This window comes from Cupriavidus sp. UGS-1 (assembly GCF_021213615.1).
Taxonomy (GTDB): Bacteria; Pseudomonadota; Gammaproteobacteria; order Burkholderiales; family Burkholderiaceae; genus Cupriavidus.
The window spans coordinates 178,143-189,989 of the sequence record NZ_JAJQJF010000006.1 but is presented as its reverse complement, the minus strand read 5'-3'; the positions used below and the strand labels follow the sequence as shown (position 1 = coordinate 189,989).

The 11,847-nt window shown below is 69.7% G+C and carries 9 protein-coding genes; 4 read left to right on the top strand and 5 right to left on the bottom strand.

The window, feature by feature from the left end:
- Nucleotides 1-186: 186 nt before the first annotated feature.
- Complete coding sequence (locus LRR16_RS10935; RefSeq protein WP_053822219.1) at nt 187-885, bottom strand: pirin family protein; 699 nt, start codon at nt 883-885, stop codon at nt 187-189.
- A 150-nt stretch (nt 886-1,035) separates the two neighbouring features.
- Here LRR16_RS10935 and LRR16_RS10930 point away from each other — a divergent pair, with 150 nt between their 5' ends.
- The gene (locus LRR16_RS10930; protein ID WP_006579087.1) at nt 1,036-1,959 is read left to right on the top strand and encodes a LysR family transcriptional regulator; all 924 of its coding nucleotides are present in this window, start codon (nt 1,036-1,038) and stop codon (nt 1,957-1,959) included.
- 6 nt (nt 1,960-1,965) lie between these two features.
- Nucleotides 1,966-2,907, top strand: a complete 942-nt coding sequence (gene gluQRS / locus LRR16_RS10925) for a tRNA glutamyl-Q(34) synthetase GluQRS (protein WP_232205852.1) — start codon at nt 1,966-1,968, stop codon at nt 2,905-2,907.
- Between the two features lie 97 nt (nt 2,908-3,004).
- On the opposite strand, the gene LRR16_RS10920 is transcribed toward gluQRS, so the two are convergent.
- Both LRR16_RS10920 and LRR16_RS10915 read right to left on the bottom strand, forming a co-directional pair.
- A complete protein-coding gene (locus LRR16_RS10920) occupies nt 3,005-4,513 on the bottom strand; it encodes a DEAD/DEAH box helicase (protein WP_023264864.1) in 1,509 nt (502 codons plus the stop codon).
- Between the two features lie 313 nt (nt 4,514-4,826).
- Complete coding sequence (locus tag LRR16_RS10915; protein WP_232205851.1) at nt 4,827-5,840, bottom strand: LysR substrate-binding domain-containing protein; 1,014 nt, start codon at nt 5,838-5,840, stop codon at nt 4,827-4,829.
- Between the two features lie 157 nt (nt 5,841-5,997).
- Between LRR16_RS10915 and LRR16_RS10910 the strand changes: the two genes are divergently transcribed.
- Nucleotides 5,998-7,446: a D-serine ammonia-lyase gene (locus tag LRR16_RS10910; protein ID WP_232205850.1), complete on the top strand. Its 1,449-nt coding sequence runs from the start codon at nt 5,998-6,000 to the stop codon at nt 7,444-7,446.
- A gap of 270 nt (nt 7,447-7,716) precedes the next feature.
- Here the strand turns inward: LRR16_RS10910 and LRR16_RS10905 are convergent, their stop codons facing one another.
- Nucleotides 7,717-8,715, bottom strand: a complete 999-nt coding sequence (locus LRR16_RS10905) for a tripartite tricarboxylate transporter substrate binding protein (protein WP_006579843.1) — start codon at nt 8,713-8,715, stop codon at nt 7,717-7,719.
- 284 nt (nt 8,716-8,999) lie between these two features.
- A complete protein-coding gene (locus LRR16_RS10900) occupies nt 9,000-10,688 on the bottom strand; it encodes an acyl CoA:acetate/3-ketoacid CoA transferase (RefSeq protein ID WP_232205849.1) in 1,689 nt (562 codons plus the stop codon).
- A gap of 271 nt (nt 10,689-10,959) precedes the next feature.
- Between LRR16_RS10900 and LRR16_RS10895 the strand changes: the two genes are divergently transcribed.
- Nucleotides 10,960-11,745 carry an IclR family transcriptional regulator C-terminal domain-containing protein gene (locus tag LRR16_RS10895; RefSeq protein WP_232205848.1) on the top strand — a complete coding sequence of 262 codons (786 nt, stop codon included), beginning with the start codon at nt 10,960-10,962 and terminating at the stop codon, nt 11,743-11,745.
- Nucleotides 11,746-11,847 lie beyond the last annotated feature (102 nt).

Sequence of the window (11,847 nt, the reverse complement as noted above, 5' to 3'; positions counted from 1 at the left end):
CTGGCCCGGGCGCTTATCTATAGCGAGAAGATAGCACAGCGCTTCCGCCTGCCCTGCCGCGCCGGGACTTCGCGTTACATCTGCTTGCCGAAATCCCGTCGTCCCCGCGCCTGCGCGAAGCCAGCGGCTTGCGACACAGAAATGCGTCACGGGGTCCCCGCTTTCGCGGGGACGACCTCCGGCATGTCACGGCAGATCGAATACCAGCACCTCGGCCGCGTCGCCCTGCGCCAGGCTGACCGCATCGACGCCCTCGAGCTTGGCCGCATCGCCAGCCTCCAGCGCCTGGCCGTTGACCGTGATGGCGCCGCGGGCGACGTGCACATAGGCGCGCCGTCCCGGGGCCAGGGCCAGCGTGGCGGCCTCGTCGCCGTCGAACAGGCCGGCAAAGAGGCGCACGTCCTGGTGGATCCGCACCGAGCCGTCGGCACCGTCGGGGCTGCCGACCAGGCGCAGCCGGCCGCGCTTGTCGGCGGCGTCGAAGTGCTTCTCCTCGTAGCCCGGTTCGATGCCGTTGCGATCGGGCACGATCCAGATCTGCAGGAAATGCGTGGTGTCGTGCGCGGCGTGGTTGTACTCCGAGTGCCGCACGCCCGTGCCGGCGCTCATCCGCTGCACGTCGCCGGGGCGGATCACGCTGCCGTTGCCGATGCTGTCCTTGTGCGCCAATTCGCCCGACAGCACATAGCTGATGATCTCCATGTCGCGATGACCATGGGTGCCGAAGCCCATGCCGGGCGCGACGCGGTCTTCGTTGATCACTCGCAGCGGCCCGAACTGAACATGGCGCGGGTCGAAGTAGTCGGCAAACGAGAAGCTGTGATACGACTGCAGCCAACCATGGTCGGCGTAACCACGTTCTGCGGACTTGCGAATTTCAATCATTTTGATGTCCTTCCTGGCTAGTGGTCCGCTGCTTCGTCCTGCCGGACTTGCATATAGACCGTCTGTTCTGCAACGATGCTAGGAAGTTTAGGACGGCTGCGCTATATTTGCGGCGGGCCATTTGCAAGCACTCATTCAGAATTTCTGAATATGCCACTCTCTCTCGAATCCCTGGAAGTTCTCGACGCGATCGAACGCAAGGGCAGCTTCGCAGCCGCCGCGCATGAAATGGGCAAGGTGCCGTCGGCGCTGACCTATGTGGTGCGCCGGCTGGAAGAAGACCTCGACGTGCTGCTGTTCGACCGGCGCCGCCACCGCGCCGAGCTGACGCCGGCCGGCCGCGCGCTGCTCGACGAGGGCCGCCACCTGCTGCACGCGGCCGACGACCTGGCGCGCCGCGTCAAGCGGCTGGCCACCGGCTGGGAGGCCAGCCTCAATATCGTCGTCGACGACCTGATCAATTTCCGTGCGTTGCTGCCGGTGATCCAGGACTTCTACGCGGAGAACAGCGCCACGCGTCTGCGCTTCGCCAAGGAGGTGCTGGGCGGCTCCTGGGACGCGCTGGTCAGCAACCGCGCCGACCTGGTGATCGGCGGCGCCTACGATGCGCCCAGCACCCAGGGCTTCCAGATCCGTTCGCTCGGCGCGATGCCGTTCGTGTTCGCCGTGGCCGCCCACCATCCGCTCGCCAGCGAACCGGGGCCGCTGACCAGCACGCAGATCGCCCGGCACCGGATCGTCGCGGTCGGCGATACCTCGCGCAACCTGCCGGCGCGCACGCACGGCGTGCTGGCCGGGCAGGACATGCTGGTGGTGCCGACCATGCGCGACAAGCTCGATGCGCAGATCCGCGGCCTGGGCTGCGGCTGGCTGCCGGCGCCGATGGCGCAGCCGCATATCGAGAGCGGCGTGCTGCAGGTGCGCGAGACCGTCGAGGTGCGCGCGCCCGGAACCTTCACCATCGCCTGGCGCACCAGCAATCGCGGCAAGGCGCTGCAGTGGTGGACCGACAAGCTGCAGAATCCCCGGCTGGCGCAGGCGCTGCTGTCGCAGCAACCGGGCGCGCCGGAGTAGCCAGACATGAGCGCAGTACCCGGGCAGACGGATCAGCCGTCCGATCGTCCGCCGACCCATCCTCGGCCGCCAAACCCGCAATACCGCGGCCGCTTCGCCCCCTCCCCCACCGGCCCGCTGCATCTGGGCTCGCTGGTCACCGCGCTGGCCAGCTGGCTCGATGCCCGCGCCCACGGCGGCCAGTGGCTGGTCCGCATCGAGGACATCGACTATCCGCGCTGCGTGCGCGACGCGGACCGGCAGATCCTGCATACGCTCGACCGCCTCGGCCTGCATCCGGACGAGGAGCCGGTCTGGCAGAGCCGGCGCGAGCCGCTGTACGCCGACGCGCTGCACCGGCTCGAGGCGGCCGGGCTGGTCTATCCCTGCGGCTGCTCGCGCAAGGAGATCGCCGACTCGCTGCGCCACGTCCGCGAGCGCCATCAGACGCTGGCCTACCCCGGCACCTGCCGCGGCGGCCTGCACGGCAAGCTGCCGCGCGCCTGGCGCGTGCGCGTGCCGGACGGCGAGGCGGCAATGCTGTGCTTCGACGACCGCTGGCAGGGCCGGCAATGCCAGGACCTGGCCACCGAGCTCGGCGACTTCGTGCTGCGCCGGGCCGACGGCCTGTGGGCGTATCAACTGGCGGTGGTGGTCGACGACGGGCTGCAGGGCATCACGCATATCGTGCGCGGCGCCGACCTGCTGGACTCGACGCCACGGCAGATCCATCTGCAGCGGCTGCTGGGGTTGCCGACACCGGCCTATCTGCATGTGCCCGTCGTGGTCAACGAGATCGGGGAAAAACTGAGCAAGCAGACCGGCGCCGAAGCGATCGACGCGCTGGCGCCGCTGGACGCGCTGCGCGCCGCCGGCGCGCATCTGGACTTGCGCAGCGGCCGCGCCGATGTGGAAGGCTGGCTGGCCGAGGCGACCGCGCAGTGGGCGGCGCGGTGGGTGGCGAACTGAGCGGCCTTGCCGTCCCCGCGCAGACGGGACCCGGCAAAATGGAAGACGCTGGCTTCCCGCGTTCGCGGGAAAGACGGATCGCCTCAGCCCGACGCGATCAGGACTTGCGCGGCACGCCGCCGAGCAGCGCGGCAACCGGGCGCTTCGGCCGGGCGCGCGCGAGGCCAACCTGACGCGGATCGAGGGTCGACTCGCTGGACGTGGACGACGCCGACGACGCGCTCGGGCTGGGTTCATAGGGCCGCGAGAAGAACGGGTCGTCCGAGGCGCGGAAGGCATTGCGCGCATTGCCGTGGTCGGGCTTGCGCGGACGCTCCTCGCTGTCGGCGCGCGGGCGGCGCGGCTCGGTCGAGCGGCCGCGGCGGCGATCGTCGTCGGCGGCACGGAAGCGCGCCGCCGACGGATCGAAGCCTTCGAGCTGCGCGCGCGGAATCTGCCGCTTCAGCATCTTCTCGATATCGGCCAGCAGACGCTCGTCGCCGGGCACGAAGATCGACAGCGCATCGCCGGTGGCGCCAGCGCGGCCGGTACGGCCGATCCGGTGCACATAGTCCTCGGCGTTGAACGGCAGATCGAAGTTGATCACGCACGGCATGTCGGCGATGTCCAGGCCGCGCGCGGCGACGTCGGTCGCCACCAGCGCGTCGATGGTGCCCTGCTTGAAGCCCTCCAGCGTCTGCATCCGTTCGGTCTGCGTCTTGTCGCCGTGGATCGCGGCGGCATTGATGCCCTCGCGCTCCAGATGACGGGCCAGCCGCGAGCAGCCGATCTTGCTGTTGACGAAGACGATGCACTGGCGCGACAGGCCCTGGTCGGCACGCTGCTTCAGCAGATGCACCACGGCCTCCTGCTTCTGGCCGTCCTGGACCTGGTACACGGTCTGGCGCACGTTCTCGTTGGCCGAGTTGCTGCGCGCCACTTCGATCGTCACCGGCTGGTGCAGGTAGCTGGCCGCCAGCTTCTTGATCTCGGGCGAGAAGGTCGCCGAGAACAGCAGCGTCTGGCGCTTGGCCGGCAGCAGGTTGATGATGCGCTGCAGGTCCGGCAGGAAGCCCATGTCCAGCATGCGGTCGGCCTCGTCGAGCACCAGCATCTGCACCTGCGACAGGTTGACCGACTTCTGCTGCACGTGGTCGAGCAGGCGGCCCGGGGTCGCGACCAGGATCTCGACGCCGCGCCGCAGCGCGTCGGTCTGCGGATTCATGTCGACGCCGCCGAACACCACGGTGCTGCGCAGGTCGGTGTGGCGCGCATAGCGGGCCACGTTGTCGTAGACCTGGTCGGCCAGTTCGCGCGTCGGCGTCAGCATCAGCGCGCGCACCGGGTGCCGCGCCGGCGAGGCGCTGGCGTTGGCCAGCGGCAGCAGGCGCTGGATGATCGGCAGCGCGAAGCCCGCGGTCTTGCCGGTGCCGGTCTGCGCGGCGCCCATCACGTCCTTGCCCAGCAGCACCACCGGGATTGCCTGCGCCTGGATCGGCGTCGGCTTGGTATAGCCCTGCTCGGACAGCGCGCGCAGCACGCGCGGGTCGAGGCCGAAGCTGTCGAACGTGATGTCGTCGGCGGGAGTCGGTACAGCAGAGGTGTTCGTGTTCGTGGTGGTGGTCATGGTATGGGTGTCTGGCGAAGGCGAACCCGGCGCCAGCGGACACGCATCGATCGAACGCAATGGAACTGGCGGTAGCCGCGCAGCGCTTGGCCTGGGCGGCAAGGGCGAATCGGGCGGATGGGGACTGGGGGCCGGCGCCACGTTCCGGCACCGACTTCGAGGCCCCTGCCGCGCCGAGATCGGCAACCAGATCGGCAATATCTGGGCACGCCGATCAATAGCGCTACAGAATCAAAGACTTAGATTCTACAACAGCGGGCAGATGCGGGGTAGTACAGCGCGCGGCGCTGTGGTAGCGCCCCGGCGCGACGACTCATTGCCCTGGCCGTCGCGTACGAGGCCTACGGGGCGGGCGCGTCGCCGGTGTCCGCGCCTTGCCAGAGGCCTGGCGCCACTGGTCCCGTTGCGCGCCGAATGCCGCCCCTTCCGACACCAGCCACGCCTCGATCGCGGCCACCTCGGCTCGCTGTCCCTGGGCGGAAACGAAGTGATAGGCGGCCGGGCTCGGCAGATGCAGGCCGAACAGATCGACCAGCCGGCCCGCCTCGAGGTCTTCCAGCACCAGCGCGGTCCGTCCCATCGCGACGCCCTGCCCCGCCAGCGCCGCGCCGATCGCCAGTTGCGACAGGTTGAAGCGCTGGCCCTGCTCCAGATCCGGCACCGTGACGCCGGCCTGCTGCAGCCACGCGGCCCATTCGTCGAACTCGCCGGCGCCGTCCCAGGGGCTGGCGTCGTGCAGCAACAGTTCCCCGCGCAGATCGGCCGGCGAGCGCAGTTCCGGATGCGCGGCGACGAAGGCGGGGCTGGCCACCGGCAGCAGCCATTCGTCGAGGAAGCGCCGCGCATGCACGTCGCGGTACGCCCCGGGATCGAAGCGCACCGCCGCATCGATGCCCTCGCGCAGCATCCGGCTGCGGTCCAGCGCCTGGAATTCGCCATGCACGCGCAGTCCGATGTCGGCATGGTCGCGAAAGAAGCTGCCCATCCTCGGCGTCAGCCAGCGCATCGCGAACGACGGCGAGCACGACAGCGAGACCGGCCCGGCCTCGCCGCGCCGGCGCAACTGGCTCAGCGCACCCGCGATCGCTTCGAACGACTCGCGCAGCACCACGCGCAACCGCTCGCCCTCGGGCGTCGGCATCAGCGCGCGCGGCGTGCGCACGAACAGCGGGCGCCCCAGCCATTGCTCCAGCTGCTTGACCTGCTGGCTGACCGCGCCCTGCGTCACGCACAGCTCCTCGGCGGCGCGGGTAAAGCTGCGGTGGCGCGCAGCGGCTTCGAAGCAGCGCAGCCAGGCCAGCAGCGAGGAAGAGAGCGTCGTTGTCATCGTTGTCACCGTCATCATTAGCTGCACTAATGCGTGGCCGAGCACGAATGATTTGCCGGAATCGATGCCTGGGAGAACAATGCGGAACAGGCGCCGGCCGAGGGTTGCCTGCCCGATCGCCGCAGAACAACGCCAACCGCGCTCGAATGGCGTTCCCATGCCGACCACCGAAATGAACGACTCCAACCAGAACACCACGTTTTCCCCGCGCGAACACACCCATTCCGCAGCGGCAAGCGCTCCGGTGCGCGCCGCCGATGCCACGCTGCTGGCGGCGCTCGGCGAGGCCCGGCCATGCCTGTGGACCAATCCGCTACTCGCGCCGCAAACCCCGGCCGCAGTCCGCGCAGGCGCGAAGGATATTAGTCTAGCTGATGTCCACGCGGCGCACGCCCGCTTCGAGCGCTTTGCCCCGCTGCTGCAGCGGCTGTTTCCCGAACTAGCGGACAGCGGCGGCGCCATCGAATCGCCAGTGCTGCCGGCCGCGGCGCTGGCACCATCCGTCGGCTTGCCGCCCGGCAGCGGCGCGCTGTGGATCAAGGCCGATCACAGCCTGCCGGTGGCGGGGTCGATCAAGGCGCGCGGCGGCATCCACGAGGTGCTGGAATTCGCCGAACGGCTGGCCGTGCAACATGGGCTGGTGACCGAGGATGCCGGCCCCGACGACTATCGCCGGCTGGCCGAACCGGCGGCGCGCGCGGTGTTTTCGCGCTACCAGGTCGCGGTGGGCTCGACCGGCAATCTGGGCCTGAGCATCGGCGTGATGGCGTCCGCGCTGGGCTTGCGCGCCGTGGTGCACATGTCGGCCGACGCCAAGCCGTGGAAGAAGGACCGGCTGCGCGCGCGCGGCGTCGAGGTGATCGAGCACGAGGGCGACTACCAGCAGGCGGTGGCCGCGGGCCGCGCGCAGGCGCAGCAGGACCCGGCCTGCCACTTCGTCGACGACGAGCGTTCGCTGTCGCTGCTGCTGGGCTACAGCGCGGCGGTGCTGCGGCTGGACGCGCAATTGCGCGAGCATGACATCGCGCCCGGCGCGCAGCGGCCGCTGTTCGTCTACCTGCCCTGCGGCGTCGGCGGCGCGCCGGCCGGCATCGCCTTCGGCTTGAAGCAGCTGTACGGTCCGCACGCGCACTGCTTCTTCGCCGAGCCGACCCAGTCGCCCTGCTTCCTGGTGCAGATGATCGGCGCCGAGGTCAACGGCGCCGGCGGCAATCCCTCGGTCTACGACTACGGGCTCAGCAATCGCACCGAGGCCGACGGCCTCGCGGTGCCGCGCGCCTCCGAGCTGGCCGCGGCGGCGATGCGCGAACTGCTGTCGGGCGTCTACACCGTGGCCGACGAGCGGCTGTTCCGCGACCTGTACCTGGCCAGGCGCGACGCCGGCATCGAGATCGAGCCATCGGCCGCCGCCGGCTTCAGCGGACCGGCGATGCTGACAGGCACCGAGGCCGGGCAGGCCTATCTGGCCCGCCATGGCTTGGCCGACGCGATGGGCACCGCCACGCATCTGGTCTGGACCACCGGCGGCCTGTTCGTTCCCCCGGAGGAGTACCGGCGCTTTCTCGCGCGCGGCGAGGCGCTGGCGGGCTCGTCGGCAGGGCAGTAAGCGCCCGAGCACACCGCGATCGGCTGCAGCCATCGAGCACAGCCATCGCGCGCAGCCATTGAGTGCAGTTAGCGAGCGCAATCAGCGAGCGCAGTTAGCGAGCGCAATCAGCGAGCGCGGCGGCGAGCGCAGACATTTACGGCGGCCATCGCTGGCAACCATCGAGGGCCGCCACAAAGAGCAAGGGCCGGCGACCATACGATCGCCGGCCCTCACCCTACCCCGCTAAGACAGGCAAGCTACGGTGCGCCCATGACGGGCGCGGGCGTATCAGTCGCCCTTGATGCCGTTGTCCTGGATGACCTTGCCCCACTTCTTGTCGTCGGCGCGCATCCGCGCGGCCAACTGTTCGGGCGGCATATAGGCCGCCACGGTGCCCGCGCCCAGCATCTTCTGCTGGACGGTCGGATCGGCCAGCGCCGCCTTCAGCTCGGCGGACAGCTTCGCGATGATCTCCTTCGGCGTGCCGGCCGGCGCCAGCAGGCCGCCCCAGGCGGTCGCCTCGAAGCCCGGGAAGCCCTGCTCGGCCACGGTCTTGACCTCGGGCGTGAAGCTGACCCGTTTGGCCGAGCCCACCGCGATCGGGCGCAGCTTGCCGGCCTTGATATGCGGCAGCGCGGCGATCATGTCGGAGAACATCATCGGCACCTGGCCAGCGAGCAGGTCGGACATCGCCGGCGCGCTGCCCTTGTACGGCACGTGCTGCACGTCGAAGCTGCCCAGGTTCTGCAGCAGCTCGGTCGACAGATGGCCGAAGCTGCCGTTGCCGGCGCTGGTGTAGTTCATCTCGCCCGGTTTGGCCTTGGCCTTGGCGATGTACTGCTGCAGCGTGGTCACGTCGGGCAGCGCGTTCGGATTGACCACCATCACGATCGGCAGATCGTAGGCGGCGCCGATCGGCGCGAAGTCCTTGAACAGGTCGTAGCCCTTGCGGTTGATCAGGTGCGGCGCGATCAGCGTCGGCGTGGCCAGCACCAGCAGCGTATAGCCGTCGGCCGGGCTCTTGGCCACGGTCTCGGCGCCGATGGTGCCCGAGGCGCCGGGGCGGTTGTCGACCACGACCGGCTGCTTCAGCGAATCGCTGAGCTTCTGGCCGATGATGCGGGCGGCGGTATCGGTCGGGCCGCCCGGCGGGAACGGCACCACCAGCCGGATCGGCTTGGCGGGATAGCTGTCGGCGAACGCCTGGGTGGCGCACAGCGGCAGCGAAACGGTCAGCATGGCGGCGCCGAGGCGGCGCGCGAAGGTACGGCGGCTTGTGTTCTGCATGGCAACAAGAGAAACGTCATCCGAAATCGGCGCGATCCGCGTCGGGCGCGCCGGCGACACAGGTAACGCTTGGCAACTCGCAGGGCAGCCCGCGGGCCCCTGGAGCGCAAATCGATCCCGTCATTTCCAGTCGAAACAAGGCGTGGTTGGTCTCCTTGGTGTACAGCGTGGCCGGTGGTCCGGCCTTGTCGTTGTCGTGGAGGAAGGGCGGTCGATGCTCCGCCCCGCGAATCGGTCTCTGAGTCAATGGCGCGTTGGCGCCCGTTGGCACGCGTTATTGCGCTTCAGCCCGCCGTGGCGATCGAAAACGGTCCCGGCCGGAACAGGCAGGCGTCCATCGGGCGCAGATCCGGCGCGACCGCGATCGGCGTCGCACACTGCGCCAGCACATCGCGCTGCAGGTCCACGCCGGGTGCGATCTCGATCAGCGTCAGGCGGGCTTCCCCGTTGGCGTCGGCACGCATCTCGAACACCGCGCGCTCGGTGATGTACAGCACCGGCACGCCCAGCGAGGCCACGTATGGCCCGTTGAAGCTCAGGTGCGAGACCTCGGGCACGATCTTCCTGACGCGGCCCTCGCGCGCGATCTGCAACTGGCCGCCCTCGGCGCGGACCTCGAGTCCGCCGGCCGTCAGCGTGCCCATGAAGACCACAGCCTTGGCGCTCTGCGTGATGTTGATGAAGCCGCCGACGCCGGCGATCAGCGCCTGCGCGCCCTCGCCGAACTTGCTGACGTTGACGTTGCCGTGGCCGTCGAGCTCGGCCAGGCCCAGGATGGCCAGATCGATGCCGCCGCCCTCGTAGAAATCGAATTGCGAGGGCTGGTCGATCACCGCCTCGGGATAGGCCGACGCGCCGAAGCTCAGGCCGTCGGCCGGCGTGCCGCCGATCGGGCCGGCCTCGACCGTCAGCGTGAAGCCGTCCAGCCCCGCCTGTTCGGCCAGCATGCCGACCGCGGCCGGCATGCCGACGCCCAGGTTGACCACGCGCGGCCGGCGCCTGGCGAGCTCCAGCACCGCGCGACGCTGCGCAATGGTGCGGGCGACGAGCGCCGCGGGCGCCGGGTCGGCATCGGGCACCACGCGCGCATCGGCGTCGACACGGGCCGGCGCTGCATCGTTCGCCGCGTTCTTCGCCGCCGACTCGCCGCGCCACGGCGTCACGTAGGCCGGGTTGAAGCGCTCGGCGAACGTCATCTGATGATGGGCCGGGTCCTCGCTGACCACCACGTAGTCGACCAGGATGCCCGGCACATGGATGGCCTGCAGGTTGTCGTGATGGTCGACCAGCTGCTCGACCTGCGCGATCACGATGCCGCCGGAGTTGTGCGCGGCCTGCGCCATCGCCAGCAGCTCGTGGTGGAAGGCTTCGCGATGCGTGCTCAGGTTGCCGCGCGGGTCGGCCGCGGTGCAGCGGATCAGCGCGCAATGGATCGGGAAGCTCGGATAGAACAGGTAGTCGTCGCCGCGGAAGGACACCGCCTCGACCCAATTGGCGCGGCCCGCGGCGATCGCCTCGCGGGCGCGCCGGTTGACGGCGCCGCCGTGGTAGCGCGGATCGCGCTCGCTGCGCGGATCGACGAAGGTGTGCAGGCCGATCTTGGTCATCACGCCGGGCTTGCCGCCGGCGATCGCGCGGTACAGGTGCGTCAGCACGCCCTGCGGCAGGTTGTAGCCCTCGCACTGCTCGGCCATCGCCAGGTCGGCGAGCCGGGTCGCCGAGCGCCAGTGGCCGCCGACGATCGAGGCGGTCATGCCCGCATTGCCGAAGTGATTGACGCCGCGTGCGCCGCGGTCGCCCTGCCCGGCCGAATAGACCAGCGTCAGGTCGCGCGGCAGGCCGCTCTGCAGGAAACGGCGCTCGAGCGCCTCGGTCACCGCCTCGGCATGGCCGGCCCCGACGAAGCCGGCGCTCGCCACCGTCCATCGGTCCTGTACCAGCGCCGCCGCCTGGTCCGCGGTGATCACCTTCATGCTGTCTCCTGATGCTGCGGCACGTCCGCCGATGCGGGTGCCGCTGTCGCCGCCGGCGCCCGGCATCGGAGCGCGCTTGTTGGCGTAAAAAGCGGGCGTAAAAAGCGGGTGCAAAAATCGGGGTTGCGTTTTCGCGAACATTTGTTCGCGGAACGCCGTATCATACGGACGACCTGCCGAGTCGCGCAAGTCCGAAGTCGGCACTAAAATCGCCGCAACCACCGCGACGTATATTCCACGTCACTTCAACGCTTCCTCCAGGACCCACGCCATGCCCGAAGCCGAGGCGCCGACGCAGAAGAAGGATGAGTTGCTCGACTCCCTGAACAAGGGGCTGGCGCTGCTGCGGCTGTTCGCCAGCGGCGTCGAGAGCCTGACGATGCAGGACGTCGCGGATCGGCTCGATGTCACGCGGGCAGCGGCGCGCCGGCTGCTGTTGACGCTGCACCACAACGGCTATCTGGCGCAGAACGGCCGGCAGTTCTCCCTGACGCCGCGCGTCATGGAGCTTGGCTACGCCTACTTCGCGTCGATGAGCCTGCCGCGGCTGGCCCAGCCGCATTTGCGCGCGCTGGCGAGCCGCTGCGGCGAGACGTGTTCGGTCGGCATGCTGGACGACGACGCCGTGGTGCTGGTCGCGCGCGAGGAGCCGCGCCAGATCCTGCGCGTGGACATGGCGATCGGCCGGCGCATGCCGGCGTACGCGCATTCGCTGGGGCGCGTGCTGCTGGCCGGACTGGACGACGAGGCGCTGGAGCGCCACCTGGCGCACGCCAAGCTGCACAAGCTGACGCCATTCACGATCGATTCGCGCGAGGCGCTGCGCGCCACGCTCGCGCAGGTGCGCGAGGACGGCCACTGCGTGCTGGTCAGCGAGCTGGTCGACGGCTTCGCCGGCATCTCGGTGCCGCTGCACGACCAGACCGGCAAGGTGGTCGCCGGCCTGGGCTTCAGCATGGTGCTCGGCAGCCGCAATGCCGGCACGCTGGTCGAGCGCTATCTGTCGCCGCTGCGCGAGGCGGCCGCGGCGATCGAGGCGGTGCTGCGCGCCCGCTGAGCGCGCAACGCCCACCGGCCGGATTCGGGCTCAACACAAAAAAAGCCCCGCAAGCCGGGGAGCTGCGGGGCACAGTGGTAGCGGGGCCGACATGCATTCGGG